Consider the following 21335-nt stretch of genomic DNA (forward strand, 5'->3'; position numbering starts at 1 on the left):
TAGCGCCGTGGCGACGCAATGGGATAGGGTGCCAAGCCATTCCACCGCTATGACGACGCCGGCTCACTTTCGCAAAGACACCGACGCATGACGCTTCTTGCCCTGGGAATCAATCACCGCACCGCGACGCTCGAGGTCCGCGAACGGGTCGCCTTTACGCCGACCCAGCTCGAGCAGGCGCTGACCGAGTTGCGGAACCTGCCTGAAGTCCGTGAGGCTGCGGTACTCTCGACCTGCAACCGCACCGAACTCTATTGCGTGACCGACCAGGCGGGCGAGCACGCAATCTACGAGTGGCTGGGGCGTTTTCATGGCATGGAGGTCTCGGCACTGACGCACTGTGCCTACCATTTTCTCGATGGCGATGCGGCGCGCCACCTGATGCGGGTCGCGGTGGGGCTCGATTCCATGGTGCTCGGCGAGCCGCAGATCCTCGGCCAGCTCAAGGAGGCCTACCAGGTCGCACGACGTGCCAAGGGCGTGGGCGGGGAACTCGAGCGACTCTTCCAGCATACCTTCGCCGTGGCCAAGCAGGTGCGGACCGAGACCGGTATCGGGCGCAACCCCGTCTCGGTGGCCTATGCCGCGGTCAGCCTGGCGAGTCGCATCTTCGACGACCTGGCCGGCTCCCGGGCACTGCTGATCGGTGCCGGCGAGACCATCGAGCTGGTGGCCCGTCATCTGCACGAAGCTGGAGTGCGCCGCCTGACGGTGGCCAACCGGACCCGTGAGCGGGCCGACCAGCTTGCCGCTCCCCTTGGCGGTGAAGCGATCACCCTGGATGGCATTCCCGACGCGCTGGTCGACGCCGATATCGTGATTGCTTCCACTGCCGCGGAGCTGCCGATTCTCGGCAAGGGCATGGTCGAGCGAGCATTGAAGAAGCGCCGACACCGCCCCGTCTTCATGGTCGATATTGCCGTGCCTCGCGACATCGAGCCGGAGGTGGGAGAGCTGAGCGATGTCTTCCTGTATACCGTCGATGATCTCCAGGAGGTCATCGAGGAGAATCGCCGTCATCGGCAGGTCGCGGCCGATCAGGCTGAGTCGTTGATAGAAAGCGGCGTGGGACGCTGGCAGCACGAACGTCGGTTGCGCGGCGGCGGGGAGTTGATTCGTGACGTTCGCGCCAGGGGGGAATCGTTGCGGGACGAAGCTCGCGATCAGGCGCTGGCGCGCCTGGCCAGAGGCGAGGACCCCGAGGAAGTCGTGCGCCGTCTGGCGCATCAGTTGACCAACCGCTTGCTGCACCGCCCTACCCTGGCCCTGCGCGAAGCCGCCTCGGACGATCGCCATGATCTCATGGACGCCGCCGCGACCTTATTGCTGGACGACACTTCTGACCCACCCCGATAGGACCTGTTGATGAAAGCTTCCCTGCGTCAGCGCCTCGAGACGTTCGCCGAGCGCTTCGAGGAGCTCGCCGCCCTGTTGGCGGATCCTGAGGTGATTGCCGATCAGCCTCGCTTTCGCGACTATTCGCGGGAATATGCCGAGCTCGATGCTCTGGTGGCGGCCTGGCGCGATTATCGCGCCGTGGAGGAAGACCTCGAAGCCGCCGAGGCGCTCGCCGACGATGCCGATGCCGAGATGCGTGAACTGGCCTCGATGGAACGCGAGTCCGGTCGGGAGAAGCTGGAGGCGCTGGAGACTCGGCTCAAGCAGTTGCTGGTGCCGCGGGATCCGGATGACCAGAGCAACGTCTTCCTGGAGATTCGCGCCGGCACTGGCGGCGACGAGGCCGCGCTGTTCGCCGGCGACCTGTTTCGCATGTATTCCCGCTATGCCGAGCTGCATGGCTGGAAAGTGGAAATCGTCAGTGCCAGCCATGGCGATCAGGGCGGCTACAAGGAACTGATTTCCCGGGTCAAGGGCGAGGGCGTCTATGCCCGGCTGAAGTTCGAGTCCGGCGCCCACCGTGTGCAGCGCGTGCCGGCGACCGAATCCCAGGGGCGCATCCATACCTCGGCCTGCACCGTGGCGGTGATGCCAGAAGCCGCCGAGGTGGGAGAGGTCAACCTCGACCCCAATGAGTTGCGCGTGGACACCTTTCGCGCCAGTGGGGCAGGTGGTCAGCACGTCAATACGACCGATTCGGCGATCCGTATCACTCACTTGCCGAGCGGCGTGGTGGTGGAATGTCAGGAAGAACGCAGTCAGCACAAGAACCGCGCCAAGGCCATGTCGCTGCTCGCCGCGCGCCTCAAGCAGGCGGCTCAGGACAGTCAGCGCCAGCAGCAGGCCGATGAGCGGCGTTCGCTGGTGGGCTCGGGCGATCGCAGCGAGCGGATTCGCACCTACAACTTCCCGCAGGGGCGAGTGACCGATCACCGCATCAACCTGACGCTCTACAAGCTTTCCGAGGTGGTCGGCGGCGAGGGACTCGACGATGTCATCGAGCCCTTGATCAACGAGTACCAGGCAGAGCAACTGGCCGCCCTGCAACAGGAGGGATGATGCGGCTGGATATGCTCCTGGCACAGGCCGCCTCTCGGCTTGCCGACGCCGGCTCGCCGAGTGCGCGTCTCGATGCCGAGGTCTTGCTGTGCCATGTGCTCGGTGTCGACCGCACCTGGCTCTATACCTGGGGGGATCGGAACGCTGACACCTCCGAGCAGGCGCGTTTCGAGGCGCTCGTCGCCGCCCGCGCGGCGGGGCACCCGGTGGCCTATCTCACCGGTGAGCGTGAATTCTGGGGGCTGCCCCTGTTCACTGGGCCGAGCACTCTGATTCCCCGACCCGACACCGAGACGCTGGTCGAGGCGGCGTTGGCGCGCATGCCCGCTCGCGCCGGCCGGCTGCTGGACCTGGGCACAGGCACTGGTGCCGTGGCCCTGGCCCTGGCAAGCGAACGTTCCGGCTGGCGTGCCGTCGGCATCGATCTCAACCCCGAGGCCGTGTCGCTGGCGATACGCAATGCCGAGCGCCTGGGCATCGACAATGTCGACTTTCGAGTCGGCGACTGGTTTGCGGCACTCGAGGAGAGCGACTTCGACGTGATCGTCGCCAATCCTCCTTACCTGGCCGATGATGACCCGCACCTCGATCAGGGCGATGTCCGTTTTGAGCCGCGTGGCGCCCTGGTGGCGCGCGAACGAGGGCTCTCGGATCTTTATCACCTGGTCGATGCCTCGAGGGAGCGGCTCGCGTCGGGTGGCTGGTTGCTGCTGGAGCATGGTGCCGATCAGGGAGGCGCGGTGCGCGAAGCATTGCATGCAAGCGGCTACCAGGACGTGACCTGCGAACGCGATCTATCGGGGCATGAAAGGGTCAGTCTTGGGCGTTGGACGAAAGCGTGCCGTTGAGGGCCGGGGTGGAGCCCGCGGGGGCGGCTGTGTTAAACCTGAACGCAGTAAAAAATGCCATCAATGGCCGGCTTCGCATGAGTGAAAACCAACAATCGCCTGCCAAAGGGTGATTTTCAGGTAAAGCTTCTGCCAAGACGGCAAAGACCAACGCCCACCGCGTGTCAGGAAGACAATGAAAACCAAGACTCGCTCGCTCGATCGTATCGACCTCAATATCCTGCGTTGCCTGCAGGAAAATGCCCGTATCTCGTACGTGGATCTCGCCTCTCAGGTGGGGCTCTCCACGACGCCCTGCCTGGAGCGCGTCAAGCGCCTGGAGCGTTCGGGCGTGATCCGTGGCTACAAGGCGCTGCTCGACCCTCGTGCCCTCAAGGCCAATCTGCTGGTCTTCGTCGAGATCAGTCTGGAAACCCAGTCGCCCTCGGTGTTCGACGAGTTTCGCCGCGCCGTGGCCAAGCTGCCGCAGATTCAGGAATGCCATCTGGTCTCGGGTCAGTTCGACTATATTCTCAAGTGTCGTATTCCCGAGATGTCGGCCTATCGCCAGTTGCTCGGTGATGTGGTCCTGACCTTGCCGGGCGTCAAGGAATCCAAGAGCTATGTGGTGATGGAGGAGGTCAAGGAAGACGTCTCCCTCCATGTGCCCGATATCGAGGAGTTCGACGACAAGTGAGCCCCATGAACGATGCAGCGCTGTTGCGTTACAGCCGTCAGATCATGCTCGAGTCGATCGATGTCGAGGGGCAGGAGCGGCTGCTGGCCGGGCACGCCCTGGTGGTCGGGGCCGGCGGGCTCGGCTCCCCGGTGGCGCTGTACCTGGCAGCGGCCGGGATGGGGCGCTTGACGCTGGCCGATGACGATACCGTGGAGCTTTCCAACCTGCAGCGCCAGATCGCTCATGGCATGGCCGACATCGGTCGTCCCAAGGCGGAATCGGCCCGTGATGCCAGCCTGGCGCTCAATCCCGATTGCGATATCGTTGCGCTGCCCCGACGCCTGAGTGGTGAAGATCTTCGTACAGTGGTGAGTCAGGTCGATGTGGTGCTCGACTGCACCGATCGCTTCAGCAGTCGCTATGCGGTCAACGAGGCCTGCCGGCATGCCGGTGTGCCTCTGGTGTCGGGGGCGGCGATCCGTTTTTCCGGGCAGTTGGCGGTGTTCGACCCGCGTGATCCACAGGCGCCGTGCTACGGTTGCCTTTATCCGCCGGGGGAAGGGGGCGACGACGAGTTGCGCTGTGCCGAGAATGGGGTAGTGGCTCCCCTGGTCGGGCTCATCGGCAGCTTCCAGGCGCTGGAAGCGCTCAAGCTGGTCAGTGGCGCGGGCAGCGTGCATCAGGGGCTTTCCACCTTCGATGGCCTGACGGGGCAGTGGCGCCATTTCAAGGTGCCCCGAGACCCCGAGTGCCCGGTATGCGGGGCCTGAATGGCGCCATGTTGCCGCCCCGGCGTCCCAGCCGGTCAGGCCGGCTCTCTCGATGCTCCCTTTGATGATGCTTGATGGTGTTTATTTGACGCCTGGTGGCGACTGGCGGTGGAAGGGCTGCTGCATGAATTCCGAGCCGGGTGCCTTGAAGAAGGCGACAAGACGCGATGCTTTTGGCCTGCCATCCTGTCGGCAGACGTTGTTGTTCCGTTATTGAATACTTGACATTAAACGCAGTGCTGGTGTCAAACTGAAGCTGTCCCGATCGGTGGCAGCCATCGGGGCGATGAACAACAACGAGCGCACTGCGCACCGAACAGGCTGAGTGTATGAAGACTTCTGCGCCACACGAGCGTCCCGCCTCCTGGTACCGCGATTCCATCGCCGTCGAACTCGAACCCTGTGCGCCTTTGACCGAGGACCGACATGCCGATGTCTGTGTGATCGGCGGAGGAGTCACCGGTTGTTCGGCGGCGCTGCATCTGGCCGAACGTGGATATTCGGTGGCGTTGCTGGAAGCCGAGGATATCGGCCATGGCGCTTCCGGCCGCAGCGGCGGTCAGATCCTGCCCGGACTCGGGACCGACATCGCCACGGTCGAGCAGGCGCTGGGACTCCAGTGTGCACGTCGCATCTGGGAGATGAGCCGAGAAGCGGTACGCCTCACTGCCGAACTGGTCGAGCGTCATGCGATTCCTTGCGAGTTGGCCTGGGGCTATCTCCATGCGGCGGTCAAGCCGCGCCACGTCCGGGAGCTGGAACAGTTCCGCGAGGAACTGAGCCGCAAGTACGGGTACGAGGCGCTGGAGTGGCTGGAAGGAGAGGCGCTGCACGAGCACGTGGTCACCGATGTCTATCCCGCGGCCCTCTACGATCGCGAGGGGGGCCACCTTCACCCGCTCAACTATACGCTGGGCCTGGCTCGTGCCGCCCAGCGAGCCGGTGCTCGGCTGTATCCGCACAGTACCGTCCAGGAAATTCGCCGTGGCGAACCGGCTGTCGTGCGCACCGAGCAGGGCAGCGTCACGGCCGATGTCGTGGTGCTGGGAACCAATGCCTACCAGACTGGCCTGGTGCCGGAGCTGTCGGGACGCATCATGCGGGCGGCCAACTACATGGTCGCCACCGCGCCACTGACCGAGGAACAGGCCGCCCAGGTGTTGCCGCGTGGCGATGCCTTGTCCGATGCCAATTTCGTGCTCGATTATTATCGCCTCTCGGCGGACCGTCGCCTCATCTATGGCGGCGAGGTCAGCTACGATGGACGCGAGCCCCCGAATCTCCAGACACGCATGGACGCCAAGATCGCTCACCTCTTTCCCGTTCTCGAGGGCGTACCCATCGAGTACCGCTGGGGTGGCGACGTGGCCATCACCCTCAATCGGGCGCCGGATTTCGGTCGCCTGGACGACAACCTCTTCTACGCCCAGGGCTATTCTGGGCATGGCATGGCCATGGCGGGGCTCGCTGGGAAGTTGATGAGCGATGCCGTCGCCGGGCATGGCGAGGGGTTCGACACCTTTGCCGCCATGCCGCACCGGCATTTTCCCGGGGGGCGGCTGCTGCGCAAGCCTCTACTGGTGCTGGCCACTCAATTCTATAAACTTCGCGATCGCCTCTGAGTGAGGCCATCGACCAACGAAGAGGGCACCTCCATGAGCGATACCATCTCGGCGGACATCGCCGACAAGACGGGTGTGGCGCCGGCGGCGAAGACAACACGACACCAGGCGTCGACCCGCAAGGCCTCCGCCATCGAATTGCGGGGCCTGCACAAGCGCTTCGGACGGGATACCGTGGCGCTGGACGGGGTCGACCTGACGATCCAGGCCGGTGAGTTCTTCACCCTGCTGGGGCCTTCCGGTTGTGGCAAGACGACCTTGCTGCGCATCCTTGCCGGTCTCGAAGAGCCCGATCAGGGAACGCTGGTGGTGGGCGGCAAGGAGCTCACCGAGGTGCCCCCGCACCAGCGTAGCGTCAATACTGTCTTTCAGTCCTATGCGCTCTTTCCTCATCTTTCGGTGCGCGACAACCTCGCCTTCGGCCTCAAGATGCGTGGTCTGCCGGCGGAAAAGCGCGATGCCAAGGTCGATGAGATCGCGGCATTCATCAAGCTGGGGGACCTGGTCGATCGACGCGTCGACCAGCTTTCAGGGGGGCAGCGTCAGCGCATTGCCCTGGCGAGGGCGCTGGTCTGCGAGCCCGATGTCCTGCTGCTCGACGAGCCGCTTTCGGCGCTCGATGCCGGCCTGCGCGCTCAGCTCCAGGTCGAGTTGCAGCGCCTGCAGAAGCGACTGGGCATGACGTTCGTGTTCGTGACCCATGACCAGGACGAGGCGATGGTCATGTCGGATCGCATCGCCGTGCTCGATGGCGGCAACATCCAGCAGGTCGGTGCTCCCAACGACGTCTACGAGCGTCCCGCCAATGCCTTCGTGGCCCGTTTCATGGGGCACGACAACCTCTTTGCCATTCATCATAGTGAAGGCGACTGGGTGGAGACCGAGATCGGTCGGTTGAGGCTGATGCCCGGCGAGCAGCGTGATGACGCCGATGGCTGGTTGCTGGTGCGTCCCGAGACGCTGGAGCTGGGGCCCGAGGTGCCGGAGGGCTACAACCGAATGACGGGCATCGTACGCGAACGCCTCTATCGTGGCAGTCGTATCGAGTACCGGCTCGAAGTCAACGAGTGCATGGTGATGGCGGTGGCCAGCAATCTGGGCCAGCGGATACATCACGAGGGCGATGAGGTGACCATCAGCGTCTGCCCGGAAGATCTGGTTCGGGTCGCTGCCTGAGGAGGGCGTCATGGCCGAGATATCCCAACATGCGATGCGTCGCCGGGCCGTGGTCGGCGAAATGCGTCATCTGCTGTTCAGTGTCACGCCCGGTGCGGCCTGGATCGTCATCTTCCTGGTGCTGCCCAGTGCTTACCTGATGGGCGTGGCCTTCATGACCAACGGCCCCTACGGCTTGCCCGAGATGCCCCTGACGCTGGATGCATTCGAGCGCCTGGCCGGGTTTGGCTTTCTCGGCTGGAGTCCGGGCAATCTCTACACCCTGCTGCGCTCGCTGTGGCAGACCCTGCTTTCCACGACCCTGGTGGTGCTGGTGGCCTATCCCATCGCTTACTACATCACCACCTGCCGAGAACGCTGGCGTCCGATCATGCTGCTGGCGGTCGTGGTGCCCTCCTGGACCAATCAGGTGATTCGCACCTTTGGCTGGATGAACTTGCTGGCGCCGGGAACGCCCATTTCGGAATTGGCGGAAGGGCTTGGCCTGATCGCGCCCAACATGGGGCTTTATCCTTCCAACTTCGCGGTCACGCTGGGGTTGGTCTACAACTTCCTGCCCTTCATGGTCTTGCCGCTCTATGCGGCCTTCGAGAAGCTGGATACCGCTCAGGTCGAGGCGGCCCAGGATCTCTATGCCTCGCCGGTGCGCGCCTTCTGGCATGCGGTCTTTCCGCAGACCCTGCCGGGGTTGCTGGCGGGCATCGTGCTGGTGGCCATCCCGGCGTTCGGCATGTACGTGATCCCCGAGCTTCTGGGGGGCGGCAAGGGCATGATGCTGGGCAACCTGGTGGCTACCCAGTTTTCGGGAGGCTCCAACTGGCCGCTGGGTGCGGCCGGCGCGATCCTGATGTTGATCGCGACCTTCATCGGGCTCTTTGCCATGCGACGCATCGGCAAGCGCCTGGGCGGCGGTGAGGAGGTGGTGATATGAACAAGCGGGTATTGAGGCGTGGCCTGACCGGCTTCTGGTGGCTGACCCTGGTCTTCCTGTACCTGCCGCTGGCGGTGGTGGTCCTGTTTTCCTTCAATGCCGCCAACAGCTCGGCCAGTTTTGCGGGCTTCTCGCTGCGCTGGTACCAGCGTCTGCTGGGTAACGAGCAGATACTCTCGGCCTTCGCCAACAGCATGGTGCTGGCCATCGTCTCCTCGGTGATCGCCCTGGTCATCGGTTGCCTGATCGGTTACGGCATGTATCGCCATCGCCATCGCAAGCTTGGTTGGCTGATCGTGCTGATCTATCTGCCGATCGTTCTGCCGGATATCGTCTTCGGCATCTCCGAGATGGCCTTCTTCGTGCAGATCCACGAGGCTACCGGGTTATTGAAGCCGGGACTTGGCACCATGATCATTGCGCACGTGACCTTCCAGATTCCCTTTGTGGCGTTGATCGTCTACTCGCGTTTCGTGGGACTCGACCCGACGCTCTTCGAGGCCGCCAAGGATCTGTATGCCACGCCATTCAAGCGGGTGCTGCATTTCATGCTGCCGACCATCAAGCCGGCGTTGATCTCGGCCTTCTTCCTGTCCTTTACGCTGTCCATCGATGACTTCGTCATCAGTTTCTTCACGGCGGGACCGGAAAGCGCGACCCTGCCGATCTATATCTGGGGCGCGATCAAGAAAGGCGTGTCGCCGGAGATCAATGCCATCGCATCTCTGATGATCGGTGCGGTGGTGGTCGCCGCCATCCTGAGTCTCTTTTTCAGCCGTCGCCGGCGGGCCTGAGCCGGCATCATCATCGAGGGGAAACGAGGAGTCCATCATGAAGACCAACAAGACCGCATTGGCCCTGTCCCTGGCTGGCCTGGCGCTGGCAGGGCAGGTGCAGGCGCAGGAAAACAAGCTGTACCTGTTCAACTGGACCGAGTACATGGATCCCGCGATCATCGAGGCCTTCGAGGAGAAGTACGATGTCGAGGTGGTCCAGAACTATTTCAATTCCAATCCGGAGATGTTCGCCAAGCTCAATGCCGGCGGCGTCTCCCAATACGATATCATCGTACCGTCGAACTACTATATACCGCGCCTGATCGAGACGGGCCTGGTCCAGGAACTCGACAAGTCGAAGCTCGACAATCTCGACAATGTCATGGAGCAGTTCGCCGATCCGTCCTACGATCCCGGGGCACGTTATTCCGCGCCTTACCAATGGGGCGTGACCGGCATCATCTACAATGCCGAGACCTTTCCCGATGCGCCCAAGAGCTGGTCGCTGCTCTTCGATCCCGAGGTCAACGCGCAGCATCCCTTCGGTCTGATGGGAGATGGTCAGGTCAGCATGGGAGGCGCCTGTGCCTATCTCGGCCATGGTTACGACTGCACCTCCATGGAGGCCTGGCGTGAAGCGGCGCGCCTGCTCATCGAAACCAAGAGTCGCGAGACATTCAGCGGCTTTACCGACGGCACGCCGGCATTGCAGCAGCTTTCACGGGGCGTGACCCATGTCGGACTCTCCTACAATGGCGACTTTCTGTTCTACAAGGAGGAGAATCCGGATGCCTTCGCGAACATGGAGTTCATGATTCCCGACGAAGGTGCCGAGATGTGGGTGGATGCCATGATGATTCCCAGTGAAGCGCCGAATCCCGACATGGCCTACAAGTTCATCGATTTCATTCTCGACGCCGAGATCGGTGCTCAGCTTTCTAACTACAACTACTACGCCAGCCCCAACGAGGCGGCCCGGCCCTATCTCGACAAGGTGCTGACCGAGCCGCCTGTCCAGCCCAGCGAGGCGGACATGGAGCGGCTGCGTTTCACGCCGACCCTGGAGGGCGAGCAGCTGCAGACATTCCAGCAGCTGTGGTCTGAGGTGAAGTCGCGGTGAGGCACGAGGGCCTGGCCTGGTGCCGGGCCCACCTTCAGCAGCAAGGATATTCCCATGAGTAACCGTCAGGAGCTTCCGCTCCTCAGCGATTGGTTTCAGCAGCATGGCATCACCGAGGTCGAGTGCCTGGTGACCGATCTGACCGGCATCCTCAAGGGCAAGATCATGCCCGCCGGCAAGTACCTCAATGGCGGCCGCCCACGGCTACCAGATTCGATCTTCATTCAGACCGTCACCGGCGGCTATCCCGATGACGAGGACACCCAGTTCTGGAATCCCGTCGAGCGCGACATGGAGCTGGTGCCCGATCCGAATGCCGTCTACCTGGTGCCCTGGACCGAGGACGCCACCGCTCAGATCATCCATGATTGCCATTATCTGAGCGGCGAAGCCGTGGAACTGTCGCCGCGCCATGTCCTCAAGCGGGTGCTTGCGTTGTACGAGGCTCGGGGCTGGAAGCCGGTGGTGGCCCCCGAAGTGGAGTTCTTCCTGGTCAAGACCAACACGGATTCGGATTATCCGCTGGAACCGCCGATCGGCCGCAATGGGCGACAGGAGAGCAGTCGTCAGTCGTTCTCCATCGACGCGGTCAACGAGTTCGATCCGCTGTTCGAGGAGATGTACGACTACTGCGAGGCGATGGGCCTGGATCTGGACACCCTGATCCATGAGGAAGGGGCCGGCCAGATGGAAGTCAACTTCCAGCACGGCGACCCGCTGACATTGGCCGACCAGGTGGTGCTCTTCAAGCGCACCCTGCGCGAGACGGCCTTGCGTCACGGCATGTATGCCACCTTCATGGCCAAGCCCATGGCGGGAGAGCCGGGCAGCTCGATGCATCTTCACCAGAGCCTGATGGATGCCGAGAAGGGGCATAACCTGTTTGCTGGCGACGACGGCCAGCCGAGCCGCCTCTTCCATCATTTCATCGGTGGCCTGCAACGCTATCTGCCGGCGGCCATGCCGTTGCTGGCGCCCAACGTCAATTCCTATCGGCGGTTGCTGCGAACCGAGAGCAGCGGTTCGGCACCGATCAACGTGGAATGGGGCATGGACAATCGGACCGTGGGGCTGCGGGTGCCGGTGTCCACGCCCGAGGCCACCCGAGTCGAGAATCGGCTGGCCGGCGCCGATGCCAATCCCTATCTGGTGATGGCGACCTCACTGGCCTGCGGTTATCTGGGCATGCTCAGCCAGCTCGAGCCGCGGCCCCCCATGGTCGGCTCGGCCTGGTCTCATGGCAGCAAGCTACCCGACGACATCGGGCCGGCACTGGAGCTTCTGCGTGACTGCAAGCCCCTGGCCGATATTCTGGGAGAGCGTTTCACCAACAGTTACCTGGCGGTGAAGAGCGCCGAGCATCGCGAGTATTTCCAGGTCATCAGTTCCTGGGAGCGGGAGCATTTGCTGCTGAGAGTCTGAGAGGGCCGACCCATGACGGCGCTCGCCCATACGGTGTCGACTTCGGCTCGATGCGCTCATGCAGGGTGGCGAAACTTCGCGTCTCTTCGCATTTTCGCCTTGTCGGGCCGTCCTCGTGATGTTGGCAAACAGCCTCTGAGTGGGCGATAGGCTAGGCTGGAAGGGCTTTTCATCCATATGGAGATACGCTCATGCGACCCTTCCTGGCCGGCATTGTCGGCGCTTGTCTGCTCGGCTCCGGCACGATGGCAAGTGCTGCCGACAAGCTCTACCTGTTCAACTGGACGGAATACATGGATCCCGAGGTCGTGGAAGCCTTCGAGAAGGCCCACGACGTCGAGGTGATCCAGAACTACTTCACCTCCAACGCCGAGATGTTCTCGAAGCTTTCGGCGGGTGGCGATGCCCAGTACGACGTGGTGGTACCCACCGATTATTTCGTGCCCAGGCTCATCGAGGCGGGGCTCGTCCAGCCGCTCGACGCTTCCTTGCTCCAAGGGCGCGACCACCTGATGACAGCGTTCCGCCATCCGCCCTACGATCCGGAGGAGCGCTACAGCGTGCCTTATCTATGGGGCGTGACCGGTATCGTCTACAATACCGAGACCTTCCCCGATCCGCCGCCGTCATGGCGCCTGCTCTTCGAGCCGGAGGCGAATCCCGATCAGCCCTTTGCGTTGCTGGGAGGCGACCCGCAGGTCGCATTGGGCATGGCCTGCGCTTATCAGGGAGCGGGCTTCGACTGTGTCGGCCAGCAGCCCTGGGTCGAGGCGGCGCGGCTGGTCGGCGAGACGCTGGAGCGTCCCAATTTCACGGGCTTCGTCGACAGTACAGCGGCCGTCGAGCAGGTGGCCAGGGGCGTCACTCAGGTCGCCGTGACCTACAGCGGTGACGTGGAGTATCGCAAGGCGGCGTCTCCCGATACTTATGAACATCTCGAGTTCTTCGTGCCCGAAGAGGGATCGCAACTGGGCGTGGATACTCTGGTGATTCCCGCTCGAGCACCGCATCCGGAACTGGCCCATGCTTTCATCGATTTTCTGATGCAGCCCGAGAATGCTGCACGCTCGGCCGAGTATGCCTATTATCGGACGCCCAACGAAGCGGCACTCGAACGATTGCCCCCGGCGTTGGCCGAGAGTTCGCGGCTGGATGGGGAGCATCGCGGTCGTTTGGTGACCACTCCGCTCATCGAGGGAGATGCGCTGCAATTGCTGCAGCAGTTGTGGACGGAAGTGCGCAGTCGCTAGCCACTTGCGCCGAGCACGGTCACGTGACCCGGAAAGGCGAGCAACGGAGAGATCCCTTGCTCGCTTTTTTGGTGAATATAATGTGACTCTTGGTTTGCCATGTGATGGGAGAGTGCCTATCATCGGCGAAAACATGTTGAATAAATTCACCGATTGGAGGCTTCCATGACTGCCACCTCATCCACGGAACACGTCGCATCCTGGTATGCGGCATCCGCGAATCCCGCACCGAGGCGCCCCGCTCTGGAAGGGGAGGTCAGTTGTGATGTCTGCGTCGTGGGTGCTGGCTTCACCGGGATCTCGGCGGCCCTGCACCTGGCCGAGCAAGGGTTCGACGTGGTGGTACTGGAAGCTTCCAGAGTGGGGTTCGGTGCGTCCGGGCGCAATGGTGGGCAGATCGTCAACAGCTACAGCCGTGACATGGACATGATCGAAGCCCGGTACGGCGCCGAGACGGCTCGCGCCCTGGGCGACATGGCCTTCGAGGGCAATCGCATCATCCGCGAACGCGTGGCCGACTACGATATCGCCTGTGACCTGCGTGATGGCAACCTTTTCGCCGCCTGTAATGCCAAACAGCTCAAGGGGTTGCGCGAGCACAAGGCGCTCTGGGAGCGCTATGGTCACCGGGAGCTGGAGCTGCTGGAGGGAGCATCGGTCAAGCGCGAGGTGAATTCGGAGCGTTATGTCGGGGCACTCGTCGATCATTCGGGCGGACACATGCATCCGCTCAACCTGGTGCTGGGCGAGGCCGCCGCCTTCGAGTCGCGGGGCGGCACGATTTACGAACAGACACCGGTGACTCGCCTGGCGCATGGCGATCCGGTGCAACTGACCACACCCGGTGGCGTGGTGCGTGCTGCTCGGGTGGTGATGGCCGGCAATGCCTACCTGCAGGGCGTGCTGCCCGAGCTGGAAGGCAAGTCCATGCCCTGCGGCACCCAGATCATCGCCACCGAGCCACTGGAGCCGACGCGTGCCCAGGCACTGTTGCCGAACGGCATGGCGGTGGAAGACTGCAACTATCTGTTGGATTACTTCCGTCTCACCGCCGACAACCGGCTGCTCTATGGGGGCGGCGTCAACTATGGGGGGCAGGATCCGAACGATATCGAGGCAGTGATCCGACCCAAGATGGAGAAGACCTTCCCTGGCCTGAAGGATGTCGGCGTCGAGTATGCCTGGAGCGGAACCTTCCTGATGACCCTCAACCGGCTGCCCCAGTTCGGCGTGCTCAACGATAATGTCTATTATGCTCAGGGCTATTCGGGCCATGGCGTGACCTGTACCCACCTGGCCGGACGTCTGATCGCCGAGGTCATGACCGGCCGCGACGAGCGCTTCGATGCCTTTGCCGGCCTGCCGCACCTGCCATTTCCCGGTGGGCGCATGTTGCGCGTACCGCTCTCGGCCATCGGGGCCTGGTACTACCAGACCCGGGACCGACTGGGGCTATAGGCCCTGGATCGTCGCCGACCGGCGACGGCCGGTCCAATCAATGTGGAAGTCTTGCCGGAACGCCCCTCGGGGCGTTCCGGCCGTTTATGCTAGGAGCATCGGGCGCGGGAGGCGCCGTTTCCCATCGCTATCCTCGGTCTTGCTGTCGTAGAGCCGATGATGATCACAAGAGGAGGTGGAACATGAGCAAGTCGATCGTCGTGGGTACCACCCTGGCCGTGCTGGGCCTGGGTGGCATGGCCTTCGGCGCCTGGCAGATGCAGGAGGCGCAGGAGGCCCGGCAGCCGCAATATGCCGATATCACCGGGGTCGAGCCATTGACGCGCAGCGTCGAGACGCCGCGAGAGGTCTGCGAGAACGTGACGGTCCAGCGCCAGGCGCCGACCCGTGATCCGCATCGTGTCGTCGGATCGGCTGCCGGCGCCATCGTCGGCGGGCTTCTCGGCAATCAGATCGGTGGCGGCAGCGGCAAGAAGATCGCCACCGTGGCCGGGGCGGTCGGTGGTGGCCTGGCCGGGCGCGAGGTGCAGGAGCGCATCGAGTCCGGGCAGACGGTCACCACCACCGAGCAGCGCTGTCATACGGTGACCGATACCCATCAGGAGACGACGGGCTATGAAGTGACCTGGCAGCACGATGGCGAGGTACGTACCACGCGCCTGGACAACCGGCCCGAGGGCGAGCGTGTCCGACTGGTGGATGGCCAGCCCCAGTGGAAGTCGTTGCCCGCCGAGGGATGAGCGACCGTCACCCTGACCTTGGCTTGGGGCGTGGATGTCCTGCCAGGAAAGGGGCGATCAAGAGGCCTGGCGGCGCTGCTCGGCCATTTGTTCGACGGCTTGCCGGGCGATCGGGCTCAGGTCGCAGTCGGCGTCGTCCAGGCAGCCGATCAGGCGTTCTTTCATGCTGCGCGCCCAGAACTTTTCCAGGTGAGTGCGCACGCCCGCTGCGGCGTCATCGGAACTCTGCAGGTTGGCGGCAATCTGGTTGGCCATGTGAATCAGAGTGGCGCGTTGGTCGTGCTGCATATCGATGTCCTCAACCGGCCATGGACGCCGGTGATGGCTGGATGGCGGGGCGATGGTAGATGAGATGACGGCCCGGGCGGGCGAATCCGACCAGTAACAGGCCGGCGGTCTCGGCTTGTGCCACTGCCAGATCGGTGGCCGCCGAGACGGCGACCAGGGCGCCGAGGCCGACGCTGGCGCACTTGTGCACCATCTCGTAGCTGGCACGGCTGGAGACCAGGACGAAGCCGGCATGGCGGTCGACGGCTTCGCGAGCCAGGGCGCCGATCAGCTTGTCCAGCGCATTGTGACGACCGACATCCTCGCGGACGAGGAGGATGTCGCCGTTCAGGTCGCACCAGGCGGCGCCATGGCTGGACCCGGTAGCGGCCTGGACCGGCTGGTACTCGCGCAATTGCACCAAGGCATGCTGGATGGCGTTGTCGCTCGGATCAGGCGCGATGACCGAAGGGATCGGTCGGATGGCCTGCTCCAGCGATTCGGTACCACAGAGGCCGCAGCCGGTCTTGCCCGACAGGCTCCGGCGACGCTGGCGCAGTTCCGCCATGCGCTGGCTGGCGATCTCCATATGAATGGCGACGCCTGCCGCTTCGTTGTGCATCTCGATGTCATAGAGCTCGTGAGGATGCTCGAGAATGCCCTCGGTCAGGCTGAAGCCGAGGGCGAAGTCTTCCAGGTCGTCGGGGCTGGCCATCATCACGGCATGGGAGATGCCGTTGTAGACCAGCGCCACGGGCGTTTCCAGGGTCAGGTCGTCGTCGCGAACAATGGCTTCCCAGGTCGGCTCCCGGTGTTCTTCGACCGGCAGCCGACCCATGCGCTCCATGTCACCCGTCACGGTGCCACTCCCTGCGACGCGGGTTCTCTGGCCGCTTCGAGGAACTGGCGCTGTTCGCGATCGAAGTCATCGAAGCGCCGCTGCCAGGCCGAGGGACGGCTGACCTTTTCCACCTGTACCGCCGTGACCTTGTACTCGGGGCAGTTGGTGGCCCAGTCGGAGCTGTCGGTGGTGATCACGTTGGCACCGCTGGCCGGATGGTGGAAGGTGGTGTAGACCACCCCCGGTTGCATGCGCTCGCTGAGGCGGGCACGCAATACCGTCTGGCCGGAGCGGCTGGTGATGCCCAGCCAGTCGCCATCGGCGATGCCGCGCATTTCGGCATCGGACGGATGGATCTCCAGGACGTCCTCGTCGTGCCAGACCTGGTTGTCGGTACGCCGGGTCTGGGCGCCGACATTGTACTGGGAGAGGATGCGCCCCGTGGTCAGCAGCAACGGGAAGCGCCGGTTGGTGCGTTCCTCGGTGGCCACGTACTCGGTGATCGCGAAGCGTCCCAGGCCGATCGGGAAGTCGAACTCGTGCATGGTCGGCGTGCCCTCGGGATGTTCAGCGTTGCAGGGCCACTGCAGGCTGCCGAGGCGCTCGAGCTTGTCGTAGCTAACACCGGTGAAGGTCGGCGTCAACTGGGCGATTTCGTCCATGATCTCGGAGGGATGGCGATAGTCCATCGGATAGCCCAGAGCCCGGGACAGTTCGACGGTGATCTCCCAGTCTTCCTTGCCGGCACGCGGCGGCATGACCTTGCGTACCCGGTTGATGCGTCGCTCGGCGTTGGTGAAGGTGCCGTTCTTCTCCAGGAAGCTGGAGCCGGGCAGCAGCACATGGGCGTACTTGGCGGTCTCGTTGAGGAAGATGTCCTGCACGATCAGGCAGTCCAGCGAGGTCAGCGCCGCTTCGACGTGCTGGGTGTTGGGGTCCGACTGGGCGATGTCCTCGCCCTGGACGTAGAGCGCCTTGAAGCTGCCCTCGATGGCCGCGTCGAACATGTTGGGGATGCGCAGGCCGGGCTCGTCGTCGATGGGCACGCCCCAGAGTTCCTCGAAGCGTTGGCGGGCCGTGGCGTCGGCGACGTGCTGATAGCCGGGCAGTTCGTGGGGGAAGGAACCCATGTCGCAGGAGCCCTGAACATTGTTCTGGCCGCGCAGCGGATTGACGCCGACCCCCTCGCGCCCGATGTTGCCGGTGGCCATGGCGAGGTTGGCGATGCCCATCACCATGGTCGAACCCTGACTGTGCTCGGTGACGCCCAGGCCATAGTAGATGGCGCCATTGGGGGCTTTTGCGTAGGTGCGAGCGGCGTGGCGCACGGCCGCGGCGGATACGCCGGTGACCGATTCGACGGCCTCGGGGGAGTGGCGCTCCTCGCTGATGAAGTCGCGCCAGGCCCGGTAGGCCTCGGTGTCGCACCGCTTGGCGATGAAGTCGTGGTCTTCGAGACCCTCCGTGACCACCACGTGCGCCAGGGCATTGACCAGCGCCACGTTGGTACCCGGACGCAGCGGCAGGTGCTGGGCATCGCTGCGATGCGGGGTGTCGAGCAGGTCGATGTGGCGCGGGTCGGCGACGATCAGGCTGGCGCCTTCGCGCAGCCGGCGACGCATCAGCGAGGCAAACACCGGATGAGCATCGGTCGGGTTGGCGCCGATGACGATGATGGCGTCGGATTTCATCACCGAGTCAAAGGTCTGGGTACCGGCGGATTCGCCGAGGGTGGTCTTGAGACCATAGCCGGTCGGCGAATGGCAGACCCGAGCGCAGGTGTCGGTGTTGTTGTTGCCGAAGGCGGCGCGGATCAGCTTCTGCACCAGGTAGGTTTCCTCGTTGGTGCAGCGCGAGGAGGTGATCCCGCCGATGCTTTCGCGACCGTATTTTGCCTGGGTGGCCTTGAGGCGTTCGGCGGCGAAGCTGATGGCTTCCTCCCAGCCGACTTCGCGCCAGGGCTGGTCGATGGAATCGCGGATCATCGGGGTGGTCAGGCGGTCCTGGTGGGTGGCGTAGCCGAAGGCGAACCGGCCCTTGACGCAGGAGTGGCCATGATTGGCGTCACCGCCCTTGTAGGGCACCATGCGCACCAGTTGATCGCCCTTCATCTCGGCCTTGAACGAGCAGCCCACGCCGCAGTAGGCACAGGTGGTGATCACGCTGTGTTCCGGCACGCCCTGATCGACCACGCTCTTCTCCATCAGCGTCGCCGTCGGGCAGGCCTGGACGCAGGCGCCGCAGGAGACGCACTCGGAGTCCATGAAGTCTTCCATCTGCCCCGGCGAGACCTTGGAGTCGAACCCTCGGCCGTCGATGGTCAGGGCGAAGGTACCCTGGACTTCTTCGCAGGCGCGTACGCAGCGCGAGCAGACGATGCACTTGCTGGGGTCGAAGCTGAAGTAGGGGTTGGAGTTGTCCTTCTCGGCGGCCAGGTGGTTCTCGCCTTCGAAGCCGTAGCGCACTTCGCGCAGGCCCACGGCGCCGGCCACGTCCTGGAGCTCGCAATCACCGTTGGCCGGACAGGTCAGGCAATCCAGCGGGTGGTCGGAGATGTAGAGCTCCATGACGTTGCGGCGCAGCCGCGCCAGCTTGGTGTTCTGAGTGGTCACCTGCATGCCGGCTTCCACTGGCGTGGTGCAGGCGGCCGGATAGCCGCGCTTGCCTTCGACCTGTACCGCGCACAGTCGACAGGAACCGAAGGCCTCGAGGTTGTCGCTGGCACATAGCTTGGGGATATTGATATCGGCGAGTGCCGCCGCCCGCAGCACTGAGGTGCCTTCGGGCACGCTGATCTCCACGCCGTCGATCGACAGGCTGACGTGGTTCTCTGACAGCCTGGCGGGGGTGCCGTAATCCTTGTTGGGGTCGTAATAGCCGATCATGGCGATCTCTCCCTCAGCGTTCAACGCTGCAGGTCGTCGGGGAAATGGGTCATCACGCTCTTAACCGGGAAGGGGGTCATGCCGCCCATGGCGCACAGGGAGCCGTCTTCCATGGTTTCGCAGAGCTCGTCGAGCAACTCGAGGTTGGCGTCGCGATCCTGGTTGGCAAGGATGCGGTCGATGACCTCCACCCCGCGGGTCGAGCCGATGCGACAGGGGGTGCACTTGCCGCAGGATTCCACCTTGCAGAATTCCATCGAGAAGCGTGCCTGTTCGGCCATGTCGACGGTGTCGTCGAACATCACCACGCCGCCGTGTCCGACTCCCGCACCGACGCCGGCGAAGGTCTCGTAGTCCAGTGGCAGGTCCCACTGGCTCTCTGGCAGATAGGCGCACAGCGGGCCGCCGACCTGTACTGCACGTAACGGACGTTCGCTGAAGGTGCCGCCGCCGAAGTCTTCCATCAGCGTGCGAAGGGTGGTGCCGAAGGCCAGTTCGACCAGGCCGCCGCGCTTGACGTTGCCGGCCAGTTGCAGCGCCAGGGTGCCGCGCGAGCGGCCCATGCCGTAGTCAGCGTAGGCCTGTCCGCCCCGGGCGAGGATATAGGGAATCGCCGCCAGGGAGAGCACGTTGTTGACCACGGTGGGACGTCCGAATAGCCCCTCGATGGCCGGCAGCGGCGGCTTGTAGCGAACCATGCCGCGCTTGCCCTCGAGGCTCTCCAGCAGCGAAGTCTCCTCGCCGCAGATATAGGCGCCGGCGCCGAGGCGCACTTCGAGGTCGAAGCGTCGACCGCTGCCGCGAATGTCGGCCCCCAGGTAACCGGCCTGCTCGGCCCGCGCGATGGCGTCATCGAGGATGCGATGCGCCAGGGGGTACTCCGAACGCAGGTAGATGTAGCCCTGGGTGGCGCCGACGGCGAGGCCGGCGATGGCCATGCCCTCGATCAGCATGTAGGGATCGCATTCCATCACCAGGCGGTCCGCGAAGGTGCCCGAGTCGCCCTCGTCGGCGTTGCAGACGATGTACTTCTGGTCGCTCGGGGCATCGTGCACGGTCTGCCACTTGATGCCGGTAGGGAAGGCAGCGCCACCTCGGCCACGCAAGCCGGATGTCTTGACCTCGTCGACGATGGCCTGGGCGTCGAGGGTCAGGGCGGTTTCCAGGCCACGGAAGCCATCGTGTGCCAGATAGTCGGCTAGCGAGAGGGGATCGGTGACGCCGATTCGGGCGAAGGTCAAGCGTTGTTGGCCAGCCAGGTAGGGAATCGACTCGGTGAGGCCCTGGGCCAGCGGGTGGTCGGTGGCGCCCTCCAGCAAGCCGGCATCGAGAAGCCCCGGCACGTCTTCCACGCTAACCGGGCCATAGGCCATTCGGCCGGTGTCGGTCTCGACCTCGACCAGAGGCTCCAGCCAGGCCAGGCCGCGCGAGCCGTTGCGGGTCAGGGCGATCTCGATGCCTCGGGCCTCGGCTTCGGACATCAAGCGGTCGGCCACCTCGTCGGCGCCCATCGCCAGTGCCGTGGTATCACGGGGAACGAAGACGCGAGCCATCATTTCACCTCCAGTGGCGTGGTGCGCAGGTCATCGACCAGGCGGTCGAAGGCTTCCGGGGTGACACGACCGTGGACGCGGTCGTCCACGCATATCGAGGGGCCACAGGCACAATTGCCCAGGCAGTAGACGGCTTCCAGGGTGATCTCCCGGTCGCGGGTGGTCTGGTGGTAGTCGATCTCGAGACTGGCCTTGGCGTGGGCTTCCAGCGCTCTGGACCCCATTGCCTGGCATGCCTCGGCGCGGCAGATACGGACCACATGACTTCCCGGGCGGGACGTGCGGAAATGATGATAGAAACTGATCACGCCATGGACCTCGGCACGGGTCAGGCCCAGGGATTCGGCGATGATCGGTACGGAGGCGTCGGGCACGAAGCCGACGCGATCCTGAATCGCATGGAGAATCGGCAGCAGGGCGCCGGGCTTGTCCTTCAGGGCATCGACTTCGGCCTGAATCAGCTGCGGCGTCCACTCGGCGGGAGCGCTCATCGGGCATCACCTGATCGTTGTTGTGTCTATATAGGCACACCATTTCATATTATGGTGGATCGGTGTGCGT

19 protein-coding genes are annotated in these 21335 nt (G+C 63.9%); 14 read left to right on the forward strand and 5 right to left on the reverse strand.

All coding sequences use genetic code 11. The features are described 5' to 3' along the window. Positions 1 to 87 precede the first annotated feature (87 nt). The 14 genes from hemA (at position 88) to A9O65_RS14595 (ending at position 15228) form a co-directional block, all read left to right on the forward strand. Positions 88 to 1356, forward strand: coding sequence for a glutamyl-tRNA reductase (gene hemA, locus A9O65_RS14530; RefSeq protein WP_064700675.1), 1269 nt, complete (start codon positions 88 to 90; stop codon positions 1354 to 1356). Positions 1357 to 1365: 9 nt separating this feature from the next. Further along, the gene (prfA, locus tag A9O65_RS14535; RefSeq protein ID WP_064702472.1) at positions 1366 to 2457 is read left to right on the forward strand and encodes a peptide chain release factor 1; all 1092 of its coding nucleotides are present in this window, start codon (positions 1366 to 1368) and stop codon (positions 2455 to 2457) included. Further along, on the forward strand, positions 2457 to 3305 hold the full coding sequence (prmC, locus tag A9O65_RS14540; protein ID WP_064702473.1) for a peptide chain release factor N(5)-glutamine methyltransferase: 849 nt from the start codon (positions 2457 to 2459) through the stop codon (positions 3303 to 3305). Before prfA ends, prmC begins: the two co-directional genes overlap by 1 nt. Before the next feature lie 175 nt (positions 3306 to 3480). Beyond that, positions 3481 to 3981, forward strand: a complete 501-nt coding sequence (locus tag A9O65_RS14545) for an Lrp/AsnC ligand binding domain-containing protein (protein ID WP_064700672.1) — start codon at positions 3481 to 3483, stop codon at positions 3979 to 3981. 5 nt (positions 3982 to 3986) lie between these two features. Next, positions 3987 to 4733, forward strand: a complete 747-nt coding sequence (locus tag A9O65_RS14550) for a HesA/MoeB/ThiF family protein (protein ID WP_064700671.1) — start codon at positions 3987 to 3989, stop codon at positions 4731 to 4733. Between the two features lie 329 nt (positions 4734 to 5062). Then, on the forward strand, positions 5063 to 6355 hold the full coding sequence (locus A9O65_RS14555; protein ID WP_064702474.1) for an NAD(P)/FAD-dependent oxidoreductase: 1293 nt from the start codon (positions 5063 to 5065) through the stop codon (positions 6353 to 6355). 33 nt (positions 6356 to 6388) lie between these two features. Further along, complete coding sequence (locus A9O65_RS14560; RefSeq protein ID WP_082920063.1) at positions 6389 to 7531, forward strand: ABC transporter ATP-binding protein; 1143 nt, start codon at positions 6389 to 6391, stop codon at positions 7529 to 7531. Between the two features lie 10 nt (positions 7532 to 7541). Continuing rightward, complete coding sequence (locus A9O65_RS14565) at positions 7542 to 8462, forward strand: ABC transporter permease (RefSeq protein WP_064700669.1); 921 nt, start codon at positions 7542 to 7544, stop codon at positions 8460 to 8462. Further along, a complete protein-coding gene (locus A9O65_RS14570; RefSeq protein ID WP_082920062.1) occupies positions 8459 to 9256 on the forward strand; it encodes an ABC transporter permease in 798 nt (265 codons plus the stop codon). Before A9O65_RS14565 ends, A9O65_RS14570 begins: the two co-directional genes overlap by 4 nt. Positions 9257 to 9293: 37 nt before the next feature. Next, a complete protein-coding gene (locus A9O65_RS14575) occupies positions 9294 to 10358 on the forward strand; it encodes an ABC transporter substrate-binding protein (RefSeq protein ID WP_064700668.1) in 1065 nt (354 codons plus the stop codon). A 54-nt stretch (positions 10359 to 10412) separates the two neighbouring features. Beyond that, positions 10413 to 11780 carry a glutamine synthetase family protein gene (locus A9O65_RS14580; RefSeq protein WP_064700667.1) on the forward strand — a complete coding sequence of 456 codons (1368 nt, stop codon included), beginning with the start codon at positions 10413 to 10415 and terminating at the stop codon, positions 11778 to 11780. A gap of 191 nt (positions 11781 to 11971) precedes the next feature. Continuing rightward, positions 11972 to 13030 carry a polyamine ABC transporter substrate-binding protein gene (locus A9O65_RS14585; protein ID WP_064700666.1) on the forward strand — a complete coding sequence of 353 codons (1059 nt, stop codon included), beginning with the start codon at positions 11972 to 11974 and terminating at the stop codon, positions 13028 to 13030. A gap of 165 nt (positions 13031 to 13195) precedes the next feature. Then, positions 13196 to 14488 carry an NAD(P)/FAD-dependent oxidoreductase gene (locus tag A9O65_RS14590; protein WP_064700665.1) on the forward strand — a complete coding sequence of 431 codons (1293 nt, stop codon included), beginning with the start codon at positions 13196 to 13198 and terminating at the stop codon, positions 14486 to 14488. A 182-nt stretch (positions 14489 to 14670) separates the two neighbouring features. After that, the gene (locus A9O65_RS14595) at positions 14671 to 15228 is read left to right on the forward strand and encodes a glycine zipper 2TM domain-containing protein (RefSeq protein ID WP_064702475.1); all 558 of its coding nucleotides are present in this window, start codon (positions 14671 to 14673) and stop codon (positions 15226 to 15228) included. A gap of 57 nt (positions 15229 to 15285) precedes the next feature. On the opposite strand, the gene A9O65_RS14600 is transcribed toward A9O65_RS14595, so the two are convergent. From A9O65_RS14600 to A9O65_RS14620, 5 genes are read right to left on the reverse strand one after another with little or no spacing between them, the layout of a single operon-like run. Further along, positions 15286 to 15516 (reverse strand): formate dehydrogenase subunit delta, encoded by a 231-nt coding sequence (locus A9O65_RS14600; RefSeq protein WP_064702476.1) that lies wholly within the window; start codon positions 15514 to 15516, stop codon positions 15286 to 15288. Positions 15517 to 15526: 10 nt separating this feature from the next. Further along, the gene (fdhD, locus tag A9O65_RS14605) at positions 15527 to 16333 is read right to left on the reverse strand and encodes a formate dehydrogenase accessory sulfurtransferase FdhD (protein WP_064700774.1); all 807 of its coding nucleotides are present in this window, start codon (positions 16331 to 16333) and stop codon (positions 15527 to 15529) included. Between the two features lie 17 nt (positions 16334 to 16350). Further along, on the reverse strand, positions 16351 to 19221 hold the full coding sequence (gene fdhF, locus A9O65_RS14610) for a formate dehydrogenase subunit alpha (RefSeq protein WP_064700662.1): 2871 nt from the start codon (positions 19219 to 19221) through the stop codon (positions 16351 to 16353). Positions 19222 to 19241: 20 nt separating this feature from the next. After that, the gene (locus A9O65_RS14615) at positions 19242 to 20777 is read right to left on the reverse strand and encodes a formate dehydrogenase beta subunit (RefSeq protein WP_064700661.1); all 1536 of its coding nucleotides are present in this window, start codon (positions 20775 to 20777) and stop codon (positions 19242 to 19244) included. Then, complete coding sequence (locus A9O65_RS14620; protein ID WP_064700660.1) at positions 20774 to 21265, reverse strand: formate dehydrogenase subunit gamma; 492 nt, start codon at positions 21263 to 21265, stop codon at positions 20774 to 20776. The genes A9O65_RS14615 and A9O65_RS14620 overlap by 4 nt, the downstream gene beginning before the upstream one ends. Positions 21266 to 21335 lie beyond the last annotated feature (70 nt).

Origin of the sequence: Halomonas caseinilytica, assembly GCF_001662305.1 — a bacterium.
In the GTDB taxonomy this organism is placed as follows: Bacteria; Pseudomonadota; Gammaproteobacteria; order Pseudomonadales; family Halomonadaceae; genus Halomonas; species Halomonas caseinilytica.